Raw genomic sequence first — 17,338 nt, forward strand, 5'->3', positions numbered from 1 at the left:
GCGTCAGGTCCGGGCTGCGACCAGGTGCCTGCGCCCGGTGAGGAGCGCCAGCCCGTAGAGGAGCGCCACGACGATGAGCAGCGCGTTGAAGCCGAGGATGAGCGCGAGGTACTCCAGCGCGCCGCCGACCATGGCCCCGAGCAGGTTGGCGCCGAAGGCGACCGTGCTGGAGCCGGAGCCCTTGAACCGTACGGCGAAGAGCAGGTTCGCGACGAAGATCGGCAGGAACGCGATGGTCACCCCGGCGAGGAAGCGCGGCACGACGGACAGGCTCAGCAGCGCGTCCTGCGGCACGAGCCAGGCGAGCGCGAGCGCCGCGAGCAGCACGCCGTACAGCAGCACGGGGCGGCGGATGGTGACGCGGCGGGCGACCTCGATGGCCGCGAGCACGCTGAGCAGCACCCCGGCGAAGACCGCCGCGTTGACGGCCCAGGTCGTGCCGAAGAGCAGCGCGAACTGCACGACGTTCTTGGTCTCCAGGAGCAGGAACGCCGCGCCCATGAAGAACAGGTCGACGTAGGGGCGCATGGTGCGCAGCGGCCCTGCCACCGAGCGCACGGCCACGACGGAGGCCAGCAGGACCAGGCCGAGCATCCACAGGTAGAAGGACGGGATGGTGCGCGACCCGAGGTAGGGGAAGGGCCGGTCGTCGACGGAGGGCTCGAGCGCGGTCGTGCGCGGCGCCCAGGTCGTCGTGCAGCCGCCGGTGCTGGCGTCCTTGCGCAGGCTCAGTACCGCCTGCTGGCGGGGGCCGTAGCTCGGGCCGCGCTGGACGCAGGGCGCCGTGCCGTAGACGGTGCTCACGGTGTTGGCGTAGCGGTCGAGGAGCCACGGCTCGTAGTAGTTGTACATGGCGAACGTGCCGCCGGGCTTGAGCAGCGAGCGCGCCTTGGTGAGGGCCTGGGTGGTGAAGAGGTAGTTCTCCAGCCGCAGCGCCGACTGGCCGGTGACGATGGTCGCCGAGTCGGGCAGCGCCAGGAGGATGAGGTCGTAGTGGCGGTCGGTGCGCTCCATGAACGCGCGCCCGTCGTCGACGTGGGTGGTGACGCGCGGGTCGGAGTAGGGGCGGTCGGGGTGGCGGTCGCGGCCGAGCTGCATGAGGGCCGGGTCGATCTCCACGGCGTCGACCCGCTTGGCGCCCTGGTCGAGGGCGACAGCCACGTCGTTGCCGGTGCCGGCGCCGATGACGAGCACGTCGTCGTGGGGGCCGGCGTAGGTGTAGGGGTAGAGGTAGAACTGTGAGTTCTTCTTGATCACCGACACGGGGAGGGCGGTCTGCAGCGGCGTGTTGTTGACCTCCACCCGGACGAGCCCGCCGGCCACGTCGGCGGTGTGGATCTTGTAGTAGGGCGACCACTGGAAGCTGCCCATGAACGACTCCGCCCCCAGCATGAGGACGAAGGCGACGATCGCGACGGCGGGCAGCCGGCGGGCTAGGGCCAGCCGTCGGCCGAGCAGCACCACGAACGCTGCCGCACCGAGCAGCGCCCAGCCGAGCGGCGGCAGCCGGAGGAACGACAGGGCTGCGAACGACACGATCCCCGTGAGGCTGCCCATGACGTCCAGCCGGTAGGCCTCGAGCGGCTCGAAGGTGGCGAACGTCCGCGCCACCTCCTGGGCGATGGCCATGAGGGTCACGACCGTGAGCACGAAGACCACCGCCAGGCTGAGCGGGCGCGGGAGCGGCGCCAGGTCGAACAGGCCCACCAGCTTCCACTGGCCGCCGCGCCCGGTGCCGGTGCGGACGGGGAAGAGCAGGACGAACGCGACCAGCGCCGCGAGCCCGACCGGCGCCCACGGGAAGAGGTCGCGCTCCGCCCGGGCCCGCAGGAAGCCGAGCCCGATGCCGAGGAAGCTCGCCAGCAGGACGAAGTTGGTCAGGTGGACGAGGTAGAGGTTGTTGGACGACGTCCAGCGGATCAGCGCGAGCTCGACGAACAGCATCAGCGCGCTGGCCAGCACCAGCCGGGTACGGCGCCCGGGCTCGGGGAGGACGCGCCTGCCGGTCACCGTGGTAGTGGCCGTGGCGGTGGTCGTGGTGTCCTCGTGCTCCTGCTGCATCGTCTCCCCCTCCGGGTGCCGAGGGGCACCGACGAGGCGAACCTAGCAACGTGGGGCGCCCCTGCGGGGCTGTCGAGCGCGGCTGATCTCGACGGCCGCCGCTTCCCGACCGCCGGCGGGCGCCGCGGCATACGATCCACGCATGCTGCCCACCGCGCCCGACCTCGACACCCTCGCGTCCGAACGGGCCCGGCTCTGGGAGTTCGGCCGCCGGTCGGTGCACCCGTCCGGCGGGTTCGCCTGGCTCGACGACACGGGCCAGCCGGTGCTCGACCGGCCCGTCGAGGCCTGGGTCACCTGCCGGATGACGCACGTCGCAGCCCTCGAGGTGCTCGCTGGCCACGAGGACGCCCGGCGCGAGCTCGACCACGGTGTGGCCGCGCTGCGGACCACCTTGTACGACGCGGAGCACGGTGGCTGGTTCGCTGCTGTGGACGCCGTGGCCGGCGTGCCCACGACACCCGAGAAGCGTTGCTACGAGCACGCTTTCGTCCTCCTCGCCGCGGCGAGCGCCACTGCGGCCGGCCACCCCGAGGGCCAGGCTCTGCTCGCGGACGCGGTCGGTGTCTTCGAGGACAGGTTCTGGCGCGACGACGAGGGCATGGCCGCCGAGTCGTGGGACCGGGCGTGGACGACGATGGAGGACTACCGCGGCGCCAACGCGAACATGCACACCGTCGAGGCCCTGCTCGCCGTCCACGACGTCACCGGTGAGGCCGTGTGGCTCCAGCGGGCGGCGCGGGTCCTGCAGCGCATCGTGCACGAGGTGGCGCGCCCGGCCGACTGGCGGCTGCCGGAGCACTTCACCTCGGCGTGGGTGCCAGTGCCCGACTACAACCACGACTCCCCCGCCGACCCCTTCCGGCCCTACGGCGTGACCATCGGCCACCTGCTGGAGTGGTCGCGGCTGGCCCTGCACCTGCGTGCTGCGCGTCTCGACCGCGGGCAGGACGCCCCGGAGTGGCTGCTGGAGGACGCGCAGGGACTGTTCGAGGCCGCCGTGCGCGACGGCTGGCACGTCGACGGCGAGGACGGCTTCGTCTACACGGTCGACTTCGACGGCACCCCGGTGGTCCGCACCCGGCTGCACTGGGTCCTCGCCGAGGGCATCGCCGCAGCCTGGGCGCTCGCCGAGGCGACCGGTGAGCAGGGCTACCTCGACTGGTACGCCGTGTGGTGGGACCAGGCCGAGCGCCGCTTCATCGACCGCGTCGACGGGTCGTGGCGGCACGAGCTCGACGAGCACCACCAGCCGTCGACGACCGTCTGGTCGGGCAAGCCCGACGTCTACCACGCCTACCAGGCGGCGCTGCTGCCCTCGCTCCGACCGGCCGGGTCCTTCGTCGGCTCGTTCATCGGTCCGGCTCACTGACGGACCGCGCCGGCCGGCGCCTCCCCACTCCTGCCGCCTCCCCCGATCGGCTGGTCCTGCAGTGGAACCGGCTCCGCCGAGCCCGCACGCGCCCTAGCGTGACCGCCGACCGGCTCGGGGGCGGCCCGTGCCCTGCTGCGCCGGCGGAGGAGGACACCGTGCCGCAGTACCGCGCCACACCGTGGCTCATCGAGTACGCCCACCACCCCGAGGTCGCCGCGGAGCTGGAGGGCCTCGGGCTCGTGCCTGCCGGCTGCCTCGTGCTGGACAACGGCCACGACCTGTCGCTGGAGTGGTCGGCGGCGTACGAGCAGGACGTGCAGCGCTACTTCCTCGAGAACGCCGAGCGGCCCGAGCCGATCCTCGTCACCCCCGACGGCACGGTCACGGCGGAGGTCGGCGACTGGTACGGCGGCGCGAGCCTGCGCGTGCGCACGCTCCTGGCCGACGGCGCCCTGGTCGAGACGAAGCTGCGGTGGCCCGTCTTCCCGCCGTGGCCGAAGCGGCTGCAGCGCGGCCGGCGCCTCACCGACCTCGAGACCGAGATGACGCGCCACTGCGCCCGCGGCCGCTCGATCGTGGTGGCGGACGGATCGCCTGCCCAGGTCCTGGCCCGGCACCGGGACCACGTGAGCGAGGTCGAGCGGGAGCGCACCACCGTCGCGGTGCCGCTGAACTCGATGGACGACGTCGAGAACATCGCCAACGCGGCGTTCGCGCACGCCCAGCAGGTGGAGACCGCGGGGCTGCTGCTCGTCGGGGTCCTCCACGTCGTGGGTGGTCTGCTGGCGGTGGCGGCCCTGCTGCTCGGGTGGCTGGTCGGGCCGTGGTGGATCTGCCTGTTCGCCGTGCCGGTCGTCGCGCTCGCGTGGTGGGCCAGCGTTCCGGTGCTCGTGCTGGCCCGGCGGTGGACGCGGTGGCGGCCGCCGTTCCCGTGGGTCGTGCAGCGCCGCTCCCGCATCCTCACTCCCGGCGCCTGACACCGTGACTGACCTGTCCTTCTCCTCCCGTGGGTCAGGATGGGCGTCATGGACTCCCAAGGCACTCCCACTGACGCCGTACCTCTGACGAGGTCGCTCTCCGTGCACGGGCAGCAGCGCCGGGCACCCACGCGCCGGCTCCAGGACTTCCTGGCGCGCGTCGAGGACGGGGACCAGGACACCTACGGTCGCGGCGGAGCGGTGGCGCGGTTGGACGCGCGGGTGGCCGACCTGCTCGGCAAGGAGGCGGCGGTGTTCATGCCTACGGGGGCGATGGCCTCGCAGGTCGCGCTGCGGCTGCATGCCGACGCCCGCGGCTGTCGCACCATCGGGTTCCACCCCAGGGCACACATCGAGGTCCACGAGCGCAAGGGCTACGAGATCGTCCACCAGCTGCACGGCGTACTGCTGGGCGACCACGACCGCCTCGTGACGCTCGAGGACCTCGAGGGCCTCCGCGAGCCATTGGCTGCCGTGCTCCTCGAGCTACCGCAGCGGGACCTGGGCGGGCGCCTTCCGTCGTGGAACGAGCTGGGCGAGCAGACGACGTGGCTGCGCGACCGCGGCATCGCGGCCCACCTCGACGGGGCTCGCCTGTGGGAGGCCCAGCCGTTCTACGGGCGCCCGCACGCCGAGATCGCCGCCCTCTTCGACACCGTCTACGTCTCCTTGTACAAGGGACTGGAGGGTCTCAGCGGTGCGGTGCTCGCGGGACCGTCCGACCTCGTGGACCAGGCTCGTGAGTGGCGGGCCCGGCTGGGCGGGCAGCTGCACCACGCCTGGCCGCTCGCCGTCTCGGCCGAGATCGGCCTCGACACGCTGGTCCCCCGCATGCCTGTCTTCTGGCAACGGGCCAAGGACATCGCGGCCGCGCTGCAGGACATCCCGGGAGTCGAGGTCGTCCCTGATCCTCCGCAGACCCCGCTCTTCCACGTCATCGTCCCGGTGCCGCCCGAGGCACTGGCGTCGGCGCACCGGCGCTTCGTCGAGCGCCGGAGACTGGAGCTCTTCCTCTACCCGCGGCCCACGACCTCGCCGCGTTCCAGCCGGTTCGAGGTCACCGTCGGCGAGAACGCGATGGCCATCGATCCGCAGGAGGTGCGGCACGCGCTGCTGGAGATCATCGACGATGCGGCAGGCTGACCCCAGGGTCAGACGCGGCGGATCGGGCTCCGGCCATTGGTGGGCCGGCCGAGGAATCGCGCCCGAGATCAGCCTCGGGTTCGCGTCTACGATGCGGCATGGCCGATCGAGCGACACCGAACCTGCCAGCGCGCGACTTCGCGAGCACGAGCGCGTTCTACGCGCAGCTGGGCTTCACCCAGGACTACCGCGACGACGGGTGGATGATCTTGCGACGCGGTGGGGTGAGCCTGGAGTTCTTCCCCTTTCCGGACCTGGACCCGTCCACGAGTTCGTTCGGCTGCTGCCTGAGGCTCGACGATGTCGACGACTTCTATGCCGTGTGCCGCGCCGCAGGGGTGGCCGAGACGAGGCAAGGGTTTCCCAGGGTCCATCCACCCCGCCGCGAGTCGTCCGGCTTGCGGATCGGTGCGCTGCTCGATCCGGACGGTAGCCTGCTACGACTCGTGCAGAACGACTGAAGGACTGAACGACACTGAGGATGCCTCGACTCACGAGGACAGGCTGTACGGGAGCGGACTCGTCCACTTCCGGAATCGGTCAGCTCGCCGCGGTAGGACGCACGTCATGGTTGGCGGCACCGACGAGCACGGCTTCGCGGTCCCTCGATCGGCTCAGCACTTGCGGAGGCGTCATCGTCGCGCCCACTGCTCCCTGGTGATCTCGAACCGGTAGCCACCGCGCTCCGCGCCCTCGACGCCCAGCATGTCCTCAGGCGTGGGGACCGACCTGACGACGGACATGCCGACCTTCTCCATCACCCGCTGGGAGGAGATGTTCAGTGCCATGGTCTCGCCCCAGACCGTGCTGACGCCCAGCTCCGAGAAACCTTTGTCGACAAGGGCATTCGAGCCCTCGGTCGCATACCCCTTGCCCCACGCGCCCCGGCGGAGCCGGTATCCGAGCTCGACCTCGTCCAGCGGACCCGACCGTTCGGGGCGTAGGCAGAACCAACCGATGAAGTCGCCGGTCTCCTTCTCGTAGGCCGCGAACAACCCGAACCGACCGTTCCACCGCTCATACGCCGCGAGCAGGCTCGGGATGACCTCGTCACGGACGACGTCGTCTGACATCGACGGCTCGCCACCGGTGAGGAACCGCATCACTGCAGGGTCACTGTCCAGCTCGATCAGAAGATCCGCACCCTGCGCTGTGAACTGGCGCAGCACCAGGCGCTCGCTCTCGAGGTAGTCGCTCATGGTGGAAGCATCACCACAACGGCTCACATCGCCAAACGACTTTCGCCGACCCAGCCCAAGAAGGACCTCGCTCCGGGCCCGGGCTCGTGCGCGGTGCGTTGCCCTGACAGGACAAGACAGCCATCGGACCGAGTCCTGCTCAGGCTTCGCAGGCGATCCCGTCGCCGTCGCGGTCACTGCCTGCGTTCGCCTCGTAGAGCGACAGACTGTAGACAGGCGCGTAGTTGGCGTGGCCGCCACCGGTGCGGTGATCGACCGCACCGGGCCGCGCCACACCGCCCTTGTAGTCGGCGTGCATGTCTGTGCAGTTGTCGTACGTGGTGGCGGCGGGCGCGGGAGGCGGTACGGGGGCGGCCGCCCTCGCCTTCGCCAGCGAGGCTGCTTTTGCCTTTGCCGCAGCTTTCGCCTGAGCGGCGGCCTGGGCCTTCGCTTGCGCGGCGGCTCGGGCCTTGGCTTGGGCTGCAGCCTTCGCCTGCGCGGCGGCGGCTGCCTTCGCTTGCTGTGCTGCGGCATCCTTCGCCGACTTGGCCGCGGCGTCGGAGGCTGCCTTGGCGGTCGCAGCAGCTGCGTCGGCTGCGGCCTTCGCTGCAGCGTCCGCTGCGGCTTGGTCCGCTGCAGCCGCGGCTTGGGCGGCAGCGGAATCCGATGCTGTCGTTCGGGCTGCGCCTTGGGGGGTGGGTGGGACGCTGCGGCTCGTCAGGGCCAAGGCAGCGGACGAGGGTGCGGGCGGGGGCGCGGCCACGGCACCGACGGTGAGTAGCGCCAGGGCCGCACCGATGACGACCCCACCTGCCGTGCGGTGGCGCAATCGGGCCCAACCAACGTGTCCGCGAGCCACGGCGATCACCCCAAGCACAAGGGCGAACAGGCCCGCCAGAAGTGCGACACCGCTGAAGCCGGACCCCGCGGCCCCCATCAGAGCCGTGAGGGCCAGTCCTCCCCAACCGAAAGCCGCGGCCTTGCCGACGCGGCGACGAGGCACCGCCGACTCCGTGGGCTCCGATGATGACCCACTGACTGGTTGGGTGAGCACACCCGGCGCGACGTGCTCGGTCCACGACTCGCCATTCCAGTACCTCTGCTGGCCATCAGCCTGCGGGTACCAGCCGGCAGGAGCGTTCGTGGTCCCGGTCATATCGTCCCTACATCCCCTTGGTTGAGCGCAATCTATCCGTGTATCACCTCGGATACGTGGGGTTGCCGGAAATGGGGCTTGATCCGTCCCTCGTTCGAGACCCTCCAGTCCGCCTCGCGGCGGAGGCAGGCGATCACCCCTGACGACGTGACCGCCTCCCGGCGCTCGCCAGCGCGCTGCGGCCTCGGTCCTGGCCTCACCCGACTCATGACCGGACGAGGCGCACTCCGGTCACGATGAGCCAGGCGAGCCAGGAGGCGAAGCCCAGGAGCCCGACGAAGACCAGGGGCGAGCCGTCGGCGAGGGCGAGGTTCCCGATGCCTGCGACGACCAGGAGTCCCCCGCCCACCAGGCCGAGCAGCCGCTGCCACGCGGGCGTCAGCCCGCTCGCGTGTGCGGCGAGGGCCGTGCCGACGAAGGTGGCGCCGAGCATGGGCAGCGCCAGCCCGAACGCCGCCGCGTGGATCCGCCACACGAGCTCGTCCGCGGGAGTCGGCTCAGCCAGCTGCCCGGCGGACAGAGCGAGCCCGACCTGCAGGACGTTGACCAGCACGAAGCCGGCCGACAGGGACGCTCCGGCGGCCACAGCGAGTCGCGCCCAGTCGGCTCCCCCACCGCCCCGCCGCTCCACCAGGCCCTGCAGGCCAGACAGGAACATGAGGAGCACCGGCAGGTACACCGCCACGAGGCCAGAGGCGATCGCGACCGAGGCGCGGTTGGCCGCGTAGTAGGCCATGACCTCCTTCATCGGGGCGCCGTAGGTCGGTGCGCCCGATACCGCCAGGACTGCGTTCTCCGCGATCACCGCCACGGCCACTGCCAGCGCGGCCGCGCCGACGGACCGGCCCCGAGCGACTGGGCCGCGCGTCCGGATCTTGCCCGCGCCCTTCAATGATTCCATGGTCGTGCTCCTTCGTTCATGGGTACGGGTGCTGGACGAGATCGCCCGTCACGCGCGACGGTCCGCTGGATGACCCGTGGGCAGCGGTGCGCGGTCAGCTGCCGCCGAGGGAGGCCAGGAGCGCGGGCACCGGGTGCACCCAGGTGCTCGCGTTCGCCAGTGACAGCAGGAGGAACACCGCTCCGGCAGCGCCGTACAGGGTGGTCTCGACGAGCCACGTCGGGCGTGGGGACCGGACCGGTCCGCGGAGCCGCCAGCGCCGCCAGAGCGCGCGAAGCGCCAGGGTGCTGAGCACGCCGCCCGTGGCCGCGGCAAGGACCGCCAAAACCGCGTGGTAGAGGGTGAAGTCGCCGAGGAGCTGGCTCGCAAGGGCTCCACCGGAGGAGGGTGTCCCGGCCGCCACGGCCTGACGCAGGTGGCTCAGGACCACCTCCAGCTGACCCGTTCCATGGCCTGCCGGCAGCAGCGACGCGACGGAGGCGAACGGCGCGGCCGCGCCCTGCACGTTCGCGAGCAGGACGGTCAGCGCTCCGAGGAGCCAGACGACCACCCCGCCGTGGACCGACAGCAGGAGCGCTCGGCGACGTCGACTTTCGGAGGCGTCCACTCGACGGCGCACCGTCGAGGCCAGGCTCACGAGCGCGAGGACGAGCAGGCCGGCGATGAGCGCCTTGACGAGGTGGAACTCCCGCCACATCGCGGTCAGCTCGGCCAGCTCCCGGGAGTCGGTCACGGGAGCCGACACGTCGGCGCGGAGAAAGGCCGATTCGGCGGCTGCCACGAGGTCGGACTCCCCTCCGTAACCGCGAAGTGCGACGAGGCCGGCCGGCACGAGGAAGACGGCCGGCGTAAGCAGGGCTGCCGCCCACCACATGAGGTGGTGGCGCCTCGGCGCGGGGCCTCCTAGGATCCGGGCGTCCGCGGGCGCGGCCCGGCGTGCACGCTTCCGAGCCCGCGCCGCCCAGCGAGTCGACAGCGCAGGTTGCGGACGGCCGGTGCCAGCAGGGACGGCGCCCCACGGCGCCCTGGCTGGTGTCAAAGCGGTCACAAGAGGGTCCTCTCGGCGAAATTCTTACGGCGTAAAGCACGGTACTTTACTTCGTAAAGGTCGGCGTCAACCCACACGTGGAGTCAGGGATGAATCAGGGACAACCCCTACACCGCGGTCCCCTGACGGTGCAGAGCATCCTCGAGGAGGCCACGGCTCTTGCGGACGAGGGCGGTCTGGCGGCGCTGTCCATGCGGGCCCTCGGGCGGCGCCTCGGCGTGGAGGGCATGGCGGTCTACCACCACTTCGCGAACAAGGATGCGCTGCTCGACGCCCTCGTCGACCAGGTCTTCCATGAGATGGCTCTCCCCGAAGGTCCGGACTGGCGGGCCGGGCTCCGTGCGAGGTCGGTGTCGGAGCGCCTGGTGCTGCGCCGGCACCCGTGGGCCATCGGCCTCGTCGAGTCCCGGACCGCGCCGGGCCCGATCACGCTCGCCCACCAGGACCACGTCATCGGCTACCTGCGCGCGCGCGGCTTCGCCGGCCGGGCGTCGGCCCAGGTGCTGGCCTTCCTCGACGCCTACGTCTACGGCTTCGTCCTGCAGGAGCTCGCTCTGCCCACCGCCCCCACCCCGGTCGTCGAAGCCGTGCGGGCCCACGAGGGGCCGGGCGACGGCCCTAGCCCGTTTCCCAACCTCGAGGCCCTCATCTCCGAGGTCATCGATGCCGGGTACGACTTCGCCGACGAGTTCGACGTGGGCCTCGACCTGCTGCTCGACGGGATCGGCGCCCTGCGAGGCTGAGCGACGGCGTCAGAGCTGCAAGATCCTCAGGACGTTCTCGTAGGCGAGGGCAACCCCTGCCGGGTCGTGCAGGTCTTCGGGGTGGTCCGTGGCAGCGTAGAAGCGGGTCAACAGCGCGGCGGTCACGTCCGCATCAGCAAGGGCCACGCACAGGTCAGAGATGACGATGTCGGCATCGTGGTCATCCAGGTGGTCGAGGGCAAGTCCGTTGTGCAGCAACGTCGCCGCTTCGTCGAAGATGTCGCGGACCATCACCGGGTCCGCCTCAGGACGCTCCTTCATCACCGCGGCAGCGGTCTCGCCGAACCGGTCGAAGAGCTTGTCGGCGATGCTGCTGGACATCTCGTGAGCGTGACACGGCCCCTGTTGACGGGCAACCGAATTGGCGCCCTCGCTGCCCTCCACGCCACTGACGGGCATCTGGTACCCGCCCGGTGGGTCGTCGCCAACTTCCCCGCCAGAGCCCGGGCGGGGCCCATGATGGTCCAATGCTCACCTCGAAGGACGTCCTGACCAAGACGCTCACTCCGACTCAGTTCCGGGACGGGTACGACGAGCGTGAGGTCGACGACATGCTCGACCAGGTCGCGGCGGCCTTGCGCTACTACGAGCAGGGCGGTCGTCCGGGACCGCAGGCGCCAGCTTCGCCGACACCCGGTCGCCGCTTCGCGTCGACGAAGTTGCGTCGCGGGTACGACGTGCGGGAAGTCGACGACTTCCTCAACCAGGCGGTCGAAGCCCTTCGCTACTACGAGCAGGGCGGCCGGCCAGATCAGCAGGCCTTGGCGTCCATGGTCGAGTCACAGCCGGAGGGGCTGGGCCAGCGGGCACTCCGCTGGCTGCGCGGGGACGCGAGGTCCTGAAGGTGGTTCCAGGCTCCGACTGAGCCCGAGGGCGACCGGCTCAGCTGCGTCGAGCCGTGAGGTGAACGACCACCTGGTCCCCGTCGTGCTTGCCGATGGCCCGGCGAACGGCCGCGGTGATCGGCAGCTTGTGCGTGCCGTCGCCCAGGGCCATGAACGCCCCTTGGAAGGGTTCACCGTCCACGGTTCCCGTCACCTTCACCAGGCCTTGGGTGCCGAAGATCGCTGCAGAGCCGGGGAGCTGCACGCAGGTCCACGTGTCGCCCGCTCGTACTCGCCCCAGGGTGGCTGTGAAGGTGATGTCGAGTGGGCCTTCGTGGTTGCTCATGGTTCCGTCCTCACCTGGGCTGCTGCGGGTTCACGCCTCCACCTGTTCTGACCCGCCGAGGCGGCTGAACTCATCGGCAGCGGGCCGGTCTTCTGGCGAATGCGTAGGTGCTGCAGCCGGTTACGAGGTCGGCGGGGTGCCGTCGTCGTCGACCTGGACGACGATCAGCGGGCTGTACTCCATCATCGCGGGCACGTCGGTGCGCCCCCAGCGCCTCGCGGCGGCCTCGATGAGGGGCCTGCGCTCGTCCGGGTCGACGATGACGCGCGCGGTCGCCGGGAGGTCGGCCGTCGCACCGTGCTTGAGGTGGATGACGATGCGCGGGTCGGTCTCCACGTTGCGCAACCAGTCGCGGGTACGTTCGGCGCTCGGCATCCCCGTGATGAACGTCAGCCCGTCCTCGTCGTGCAGGAAGATCTCGATCCTGCGCGGCTGCCCGGTCCTGCGGCCCGTGGTGGTGAGGTCGATGACCTGGCTTCGGTGCAGCGCGGTACGGGTGTCGTCATCCATGGCGGGCTCCGGTCTGGCCGTTGAGCTGAGGTACGTGACCAGTGTGTCACCGGCACCACCAGGTCCACCTGCGGACGCGGGTCACCGGCTCCTGACGGCGAAGGCGTCGACGTAGACCGGCTTGCCCGCTGTCGTCGACACGAGCTTCAAGGTGCCCGAGCGAGCCGTGGAGAGGGTCGTGGACAACATGACCTTGTTGCGCGTCGAGGACGACGTCAGCGACAGCGTGCCGACCTTGGTCGACCCGACGTAGACGGCGACCGAGCCGCAGGAGGAGCACGTCGTCGCAAGCACGAAGACCTGACGGGCAGTGACACCCGGGCGCGTCAGGGCGACCCCAGCCGTCCGGGTCGTCGTGACCGTACCCCCGTAGAAGACGGAGGCACCCGTACGCGTCCAAGCGGACGATCCGATCGTGAGCGAGCGGTCGTCGAGGACCTTGGCGATGCACCGCTCCGCCGTCCACGCCGACACGTTGCCCAGCCCGTCCCGGCCCCGGACCGAGAAGCAGTACTGGTAACCGGCGGCGAGGTTGACGCCGAGGCTCTTGACCTTGGTGCCGTTGGCCACCGCGACGTAGCCCCCGAGCGACCCGCCGAAGGTCGCGCGGCGGTAGCGCACGTCGTACGACGCCACGCCGGCGGAGTCGGAGCCCGTCCAGGCGACGAGGGCTGCCGTGGAGGTGGTGGCGAGCGCCGTGGGCGCCGTGAGGCGGACGACGGGCGCCGTCACGTCGACGGTGGTGCAGCGCGGCGCGGTCCACGCACTCGCGTTGCCGGCGCGGTCGCGGGCGCGCACGGACCAGCAGGTGTCACGCCCGGGGGTCGAGGGCAGCATGGCGGTCGTCTTGGTGAGGTGGGTCAGGGAGTCCGGGGTGACCCAGCTGCCCTCGACCACCGGGGAGAGCACGGCCGGCTGCTGGTAGCGCAGGTCGTAGTCCTGCACGCCGCTCGGGACGAAGGGCGACTCGTCTGCACTGTCGCTGAACGCCCACTGGGCCGACAGCGGACCCGCAGTGGCTCGGGCAGAGCCTCCCGTCGACACCACGTGTGGAGCGGAGGTGTCGACCAGGGTCTGCGCGGGCGCGGTGAGCCAGTCGAGGTCGACGCGGCGGATGAGGCTCTGGGAGTCGGCGTAGACGAGGCGGGGCGCGTTGTCGTCGACGGCCAGGATCGGGCCCGGCGGGTTGTAGCGCCCGTGTGCGAGGCCGTAGGTCCTCGTCTGCCGCGACGGCCCGAGGTCCTGGACCATGACCACGGCCTGCGTCTGGCCCTGTGCGTCCTCCTGGTACGTCGTCCAGGCCGCGAAGCCAGCACCCACCTGCGGGTCCGAGGGCTGCGGCGCGTGGTACGCCAGCTTCCACGGGCGGTAGATCCCGAGGGTGTCGACCGAGAAGTAGTCGTCCAGGCACCGTACGAGGAGGAACCGGCCACCCGACTCCAGGACGTCGCCGCACGTCGTCGGGAGATAGGTGGTCACGGAGCGGTCCGGTGATGCGCCGGAGAGGTCATGGGCGGTGAGGAGGGCGCCGTCGCGCGAGAGGGTCCAGAGGGTCCGGCCGTCGACCACGTAGGGCCCGCTCGGCACCGCCCCGAGGGGTGCGCCGGAGCGTGCGTCCTCGAAGGCGTCGGCCCGGGCCAGCACCAGCCCTCCGCGCCCGAGGCGGGCCGCCGTCGGCAGGTCCCGGTGTCCCCCGGGCCAGACGACGCGGTAGCTCCCGTCGCCGCAGCACCCCGTGGACGTGGCCTGCGTGAGGACGGTGTCCCCGGCGGCCTGCACGAGTCCACCCGCGATGACGTCCGTGCCGTCCGTGAGCTGTTGCGGGCTCGAGGAGCCGTCGAGTGGCGTCGTCCACGTGGTCCCGTACGCGGTGTTCCACGCGTCGCCGTACCCCGTCACGACGCGGTCCCCGGACAGCCCGACGGACACGGCCGTCTCGCCGAGCTCGGGCAGCTCCCTGAACGTGGTCGCGGGGGCTCCGTCGCCGACGAGGACGACCCGACCGTTGCCGGTGTCGCCGATGACGGCGGCGAGGCGACCGTCACCCAGGGCGTGGATGGAGAGGACGTGCGTGAGCACGGCGTCCTCCCGGGCGCCCGAGCCGAGGTCGACGGGCTCCACCCTGTCGCTCCAGCCGGTCTCTGCGCGCACCGAGGCGAGGCGATCCCCGAAGGGCACGTAGTTGCGCCCGTCCGGAACGGCTGGGACGGACACCTGCCCCTGGCCGACGCCGTCGCGTTCCCACCAGTGCACGACGTCGTCGATGGTGTTGTAGCCGTCCTCGACGGCGAAGAACCGTGACGGCGTGGCGTACACGTGCAGGCTGCGGGTCGTCGTCAGGACCACGTCGGCGGACGCGCTGTCGAGGTCGAGGGTCCACACGGTGCCGCCGTTGTTGCTGACGACGAAGCCTCTCGAGTCCCCGTCGATGTACGGCAGCTGGTAGGCCGACAGGGTGATGCCCGAGACCACCTGCTGAGGTTGTCCGGGTCGACGCAGGATGACCGCATGCGTCTCGTCGGAGGCGACGCTGAGCACCCACGTGTCCCCGGTGGAGATGATGAGCTCGGCCTTCGGGACCCACACACTCCAGGAGACCCGGCCGGTCTCGACGTCGGAGACGACCACCGTCGTTCCCTCCGGGGTGGCGTCACGGTGGACCAACGAGGACGACGAGAGCTCGTCGAGCAGGTAGCCGTAGCTCGAGACGGGCACGGTCGCGACGCGCGTGGCGTCGCTCGTGCGGTAGACGTCGACGGTGGCCTTGTCCGACGGCGCGGTCTCGTCGTACTGCGTGCGGCTGAAGCCCAGGTAGTCGGACGACGCGAGGCGGAAGTCGGTGCCCCGGCCCGGCGCCTGCGGGAGGACCGGAAGTCGCACCCCGGCCGTCATGGAGGGGTCGATCGGGGTGGCCTGCGCGGCAGGCAGCGCGCCCAGCGGGGCGACCACCGTCGCCACGGTGAGGAGGAAGGGCAGCACGAGGCCCCGGGCGAGTCGCCGATGGTTCACGGGCGGCCCTCTCAGCATCAGTTCAGGCGGGTGGTCGCTGCTGAGGATAGGTCGCGCCGCCGGTCTATCCGGTCGGATCGGGCGGATCAACGCACCGGGGAGCGCAAACCGGACCGAAGGGACGAGTCACCACGAGGGCGGGTCGAGTCGATGCGCGGCGACGGGGGCCTGCGGGCGCGTGGAAAGCCTGCTCGTCGCTTCGGGGCGGAGCCTTCGGGCGGAGACTCTGCTGGCCCGGCCATCCACCGCTGGCTGAGCTGCCGCCACGGTTGAGGCAAACGGCGCGGGGACCTCGTAGGTGCGGGACATCCACGACCAGTACCGACGGGCATGGCGGCACGCGTCGGCCGTCTGGCAGACATGGGAGTCGTGCGCGGCGTAAGCGAGGAAGATCGCCAGCTTCCGCGCAGCAGCGCTGTCCGACTGGTTGGCGGGCAGCAGGGTCATCGAGTAGCCACGGAAGCCTTGCAGGCGATGCGGGGCGGTGTAGTCGCGCTGCGCCTCCTCGGTGTAGTAGGCGGCGTTGTGATGGTCGGCGTGGTCTCCGTCGCCGTAGCGATCGGTGTAGTCCAGCGTTCGTATGACGCTGGGGTGGAACCTCGCCATGAAGCCGGTCAAGGTAGCGCGCAATGAAGCGTTGGTGTACTCGGCGCTGCCGTCCACCGAATGCACCCTCCTGATGGTTCCGGCGTGCAGCTTGCTGAGGCACTCGTAGTGGTGGTTGGCCCGCCCTGAGGGACTGCCGGTCGGGAGGCGCAGGAAGATCAGCCGTATGCCTGTCCCGTTCAGCGTGCGCGCCACGGCCGCCTGACCAGATGCCGTTTGGAGCTTCGCCGTCGCCCAGGAGTTCGGGCTGCCGGCCATCGTCGCGTACGCGGCCATCGCGCCGTCCTCTCTACCTCGCCAGTACGACGCGCTCTGCCCGTCGTCGCCTGCCGTCAGGTAGACCGTCGTCAGGCAACGGCCCGCGGCCACGTCCGTGTCCGTGGGCGGGTTCATGAACAGGATGTCGTCGTCCTCGTGCGCCACGACGTTCATGCTCGAGTTCGCGCTCGTGCAGAAAACCGGCGAAGCGACCGGGATCGCCCGGTCGGCGGCGTCGTCAGCTGTGGCGCACCCCGTGAGCGCCGGACCTACTGCGGCTGCACACAGCAGCGCCTTGATCCAGTTGGCTCCCACACCTCAGATGATGAAGGACTGCGGCACACCTCAACTCCGACATTCACACGACCGGGGCAGACCGGCATTTCAAGTACGACGATGAGCGCGTCTTGCCGACCCTCGGGGGGGGACCGCAGCACTTCACGGCGCAACGCCCGCTCGGATCGCGACGGCCACCGCGGCCTATGCCGGGAGGTCTGCGGCGGCCCGCTCAGCTCCCTCTCTGAAGAAGGCCGCCACGTCGTCGAGCTCGGCCATCGCCCGGGCCGCACCGAAAGAGTGGTTCCAGAAGTGTCCTTGCCGACGGGTCCACGGACCGACGTAGGCGTAAGGCTCCGGGATGACCGTGTCGCCGGGTGAGACCCCGTAGTTGACCTCGTCCCAGGAGATGCCGATGTCGAAGTGCTCCGGCCAGAGCACCGGCTCCTCCGAGGCGCAGAACGCACGCAGGGCCGCGTCGCCCCGCGCGAACGCGTCGAGGAGCAGGGCGACGTGGTCATCGTCGGTCACCATGACGTCACCGGCCACCACGTCGACGGTGTCGGAATAGACGTCACCCAGCGACCGCGGCGCGACCCCGAGTGCCGCCGCGGCTGCGGCATACGTGCCCGTCAAGGGGTGCCGACCCTTGGGGCCGCGCAGCTCGGAGCCGACCAGCCGCAGGTCAGGCTCGGCCACGGTCGCGATGCCGCCCGGGACGACGCGCAGCCTGATGTCGCCGCAGGCGTCGTACTGCGGGCCGGCGAGCAGGAGCTCTGCCACCGCGTGCAGGCTCGTGCGCGTCTGGGTGAGGTCCACGGTTCCTCCGTCCGTCTCCGGCGCCCTGTAACGCCGAGGCGGCCGGTGGTCACTGATGGACATCGGTCTCGACGGGCGCGAGGAGCG

General features: G+C 71.0%; 17 protein-coding genes and 1 pseudogene. 6 read left to right on the forward strand and 12 right to left on the reverse strand.

Features of this window, described 5'->3' with window-relative positions:
- Positions 1 to 3: 3 nt before the first annotated feature.
- Positions 4 to 2,061, reverse strand: coding sequence for a spermine/spermidine synthase domain-containing protein (locus ABEA42_RS12915; RefSeq protein WP_345503868.1), 2,058 nt, complete (start codon positions 2,059 to 2,061; stop codon positions 4 to 6).
- Between the two features lie 142 nt (positions 2,062 to 2,203).
- On the opposite strand from ABEA42_RS12915, the gene ABEA42_RS12920 reads away from it, so the two are divergent.
- From ABEA42_RS12920 to ABEA42_RS12935, 4 genes are all read left to right on the forward strand, one after another.
- Positions 2,204 to 3,433, forward strand: a complete 1,230-nt coding sequence (locus ABEA42_RS12920) for an AGE family epimerase/isomerase (protein ID WP_345503870.1) — start codon at positions 2,204 to 2,206, stop codon at positions 3,431 to 3,433.
- A 98-nt stretch (positions 3,434 to 3,531) separates the two neighbouring features.
- Positions 3,532 to 4,413 carry a hypothetical protein gene (locus ABEA42_RS12925; RefSeq protein WP_345503872.1) on the forward strand — a complete coding sequence of 294 codons (882 nt, stop codon included), beginning with the start codon at positions 3,532 to 3,534 and terminating at the stop codon, positions 4,411 to 4,413.
- A 48-nt stretch (positions 4,414 to 4,461) separates the two neighbouring features.
- Positions 4,462 to 5,556 (forward strand): threonine aldolase family protein, encoded by a 1,095-nt coding sequence (locus ABEA42_RS12930; RefSeq protein ID WP_345503874.1) that lies wholly within the window; start codon positions 4,462 to 4,464, stop codon positions 5,554 to 5,556.
- A gap of 98 nt (positions 5,557 to 5,654) precedes the next feature.
- Positions 5,655 to 6,017: a bleomycin resistance protein gene (locus tag ABEA42_RS12935; protein WP_345503876.1), complete on the forward strand. Its 363-nt coding sequence runs from the start codon at positions 5,655 to 5,657 to the stop codon at positions 6,015 to 6,017.
- A 171-nt stretch (positions 6,018 to 6,188) separates the two neighbouring features.
- Here the strand turns inward: ABEA42_RS12935 and ABEA42_RS12940 are convergent, their stop codons facing one another.
- From ABEA42_RS12940 to ABEA42_RS12955, 5 genes and pseudogenes are all read right to left on the reverse strand, one after another.
- Positions 6,189 to 6,755 (reverse strand): GNAT family N-acetyltransferase, encoded by a 567-nt coding sequence (locus ABEA42_RS12940; protein ID WP_345503877.1) that lies wholly within the window; start codon positions 6,753 to 6,755, stop codon positions 6,189 to 6,191.
- 139 nt (positions 6,756 to 6,894) lie between these two features.
- Positions 6,895 to 7,737, reverse strand: coding sequence for an excalibur calcium-binding domain-containing protein (locus tag ABEA42_RS12945; RefSeq protein ID WP_345503879.1), 843 nt, complete (start codon positions 7,735 to 7,737; stop codon positions 6,895 to 6,897).
- 60 nt (positions 7,738 to 7,797) lie between these two features.
- Positions 7,798 to 7,890, reverse strand: a pseudogene (locus ABEA42_RS18530) (DUF2510 domain-containing protein); the annotation flags it as partial.
- 205 nt (positions 7,891 to 8,095) lie between these two features.
- Complete coding sequence (locus tag ABEA42_RS12950; protein ID WP_345503881.1) at positions 8,096 to 8,791, reverse strand: hypothetical protein; 696 nt, start codon at positions 8,789 to 8,791, stop codon at positions 8,096 to 8,098.
- A 94-nt stretch (positions 8,792 to 8,885) separates the two neighbouring features.
- Positions 8,886 to 9,665, reverse strand: a complete 780-nt coding sequence (locus ABEA42_RS12955) for a hypothetical protein (protein ID WP_345503883.1) — start codon at positions 9,663 to 9,665, stop codon at positions 8,886 to 8,888.
- Between the two features lie 302 nt (positions 9,666 to 9,967).
- Here ABEA42_RS12955 and ABEA42_RS12960 point away from each other — a divergent pair, with 302 nt between their 5' ends.
- Complete coding sequence (locus ABEA42_RS12960; RefSeq protein ID WP_345503886.1) at positions 9,968 to 10,582, forward strand: TetR/AcrR family transcriptional regulator; 615 nt, start codon at positions 9,968 to 9,970, stop codon at positions 10,580 to 10,582.
- 9 nt (positions 10,583 to 10,591) lie between these two features.
- Here the strand turns inward: ABEA42_RS12960 and ABEA42_RS12965 are convergent, their stop codons facing one another.
- Complete coding sequence (locus tag ABEA42_RS12965; RefSeq protein ID WP_345503887.1) at positions 10,592 to 10,924, reverse strand: hypothetical protein; 333 nt, start codon at positions 10,922 to 10,924, stop codon at positions 10,592 to 10,594.
- A gap of 146 nt (positions 10,925 to 11,070) precedes the next feature.
- Between ABEA42_RS12965 and ABEA42_RS12970 the strand changes: the two genes are divergently transcribed.
- Positions 11,071 to 11,445, forward strand: a complete 375-nt coding sequence (locus tag ABEA42_RS12970; RefSeq protein ID WP_345503888.1) for a DivIVA domain-containing protein — start codon at positions 11,071 to 11,073, stop codon at positions 11,443 to 11,445.
- A 40-nt stretch (positions 11,446 to 11,485) separates the two neighbouring features.
- Here the strand turns inward: ABEA42_RS12970 and ABEA42_RS12975 are convergent, their stop codons facing one another.
- The 5 genes from ABEA42_RS12975 to ABEA42_RS12995 all read right to left on the reverse strand — a co-directional run bounded on the left by ABEA42_RS12975 (position 11,486) and on the right by ABEA42_RS12995 (position 17,251).
- The gene (locus ABEA42_RS12975; protein ID WP_345503889.1) at positions 11,486 to 11,773 is read right to left on the reverse strand and encodes a DUF1905 domain-containing protein; all 288 of its coding nucleotides are present in this window, start codon (positions 11,771 to 11,773) and stop codon (positions 11,486 to 11,488) included.
- A 120-nt stretch (positions 11,774 to 11,893) separates the two neighbouring features.
- Complete coding sequence (locus tag ABEA42_RS12980) at positions 11,894 to 12,283, reverse strand: nitroreductase family deazaflavin-dependent oxidoreductase (protein ID WP_345503891.1); 390 nt, start codon at positions 12,281 to 12,283, stop codon at positions 11,894 to 11,896.
- 81 nt (positions 12,284 to 12,364) lie between these two features.
- Positions 12,365 to 15,292: a fibronectin type III domain-containing protein gene (locus tag ABEA42_RS12985; RefSeq protein ID WP_345503892.1), complete on the reverse strand. Its 2,928-nt coding sequence runs from the start codon at positions 15,290 to 15,292 to the stop codon at positions 12,365 to 12,367.
- A 126-nt stretch (positions 15,293 to 15,418) separates the two neighbouring features.
- Positions 15,419 to 16,471, reverse strand: a complete 1,053-nt coding sequence (locus tag ABEA42_RS12990) for a PIG-L family deacetylase (protein ID WP_345503894.1) — start codon at positions 16,469 to 16,471, stop codon at positions 15,419 to 15,421.
- A 165-nt stretch (positions 16,472 to 16,636) separates the two neighbouring features.
- Complete coding sequence (locus ABEA42_RS12995) at positions 16,637 to 17,251, reverse strand: hypothetical protein (RefSeq protein ID WP_345503897.1); 615 nt, start codon at positions 17,249 to 17,251, stop codon at positions 16,637 to 16,639.
- Positions 17,252 to 17,338: the final 87 nt, after the last annotated feature.

It is taken from the genome of Pedococcus ginsenosidimutans, from assembly GCF_039544395.1.
GTDB classification, from domain to species: Bacteria; Actinomycetota; Actinomycetes; order Actinomycetales; family Dermatophilaceae; genus Pedococcus; species Pedococcus ginsenosidimutans.

Excerpts from the sequence above, each read along its gene's own strand:
- ABEA42_RS12975 (WP_345503889.1), bottom strand. The coding sequence starts at position 11,773 with ATGAGCAACCACGAAGGCCCACTCGACATCACCTTCACAGCCACCCTG.
- ABEA42_RS12915 (WP_345503868.1), bottom strand. The coding sequence starts at position 2,061 with ATGCAGCAGGAGCACGAGGACACCACGACCACCGCCACGGCCACTACC.
- ABEA42_RS12965 (WP_345503887.1), bottom strand. The coding sequence starts at position 10,924 with ATGTCCAGCAGCATCGCCGACAAGCTCTTCGACCGGTTCGGCGAGACC.
- ABEA42_RS12920 (WP_345503870.1), top strand. The coding sequence starts at position 2,204 with ATGCTGCCCACCGCGCCCGACCTCGACACCCTCGCGTCCGAACGGGCC.
- ABEA42_RS12970 (WP_345503888.1), top strand. The coding sequence starts at position 11,071 with ATGCTCACCTCGAAGGACGTCCTGACCAAGACGCTCACTCCGACTCAG.
- ABEA42_RS12935 (WP_345503876.1), top strand. The coding sequence starts at position 5,655 with ATGGCCGATCGAGCGACACCGAACCTGCCAGCGCGCGACTTCGCGAGC.
- ABEA42_RS12940 (WP_345503877.1), bottom strand. The coding sequence starts at position 6,755 with ATGAGCGACTACCTCGAGAGCGAGCGCCTGGTGCTGCGCCAGTTCACA.
- ABEA42_RS12980 (WP_345503891.1), bottom strand. The coding sequence starts at position 12,283 with ATGGATGACGACACCCGTACCGCGCTGCACCGAAGCCAGGTCATCGAC.
- ABEA42_RS12950 (WP_345503881.1), bottom strand. The coding sequence starts at position 8,791 with ATGGAATCATTGAAGGGCGCGGGCAAGATCCGGACGCGCGGCCCAGTC.
- ABEA42_RS12930 (WP_345503874.1), top strand. The coding sequence starts at position 4,462 with ATGGACTCCCAAGGCACTCCCACTGACGCCGTACCTCTGACGAGGTCG.
- ABEA42_RS12955 (WP_345503883.1), bottom strand. The coding sequence starts at position 9,665 with ATGTGGTGGGCGGCAGCCCTGCTTACGCCGGCCGTCTTCCTCGTGCCG.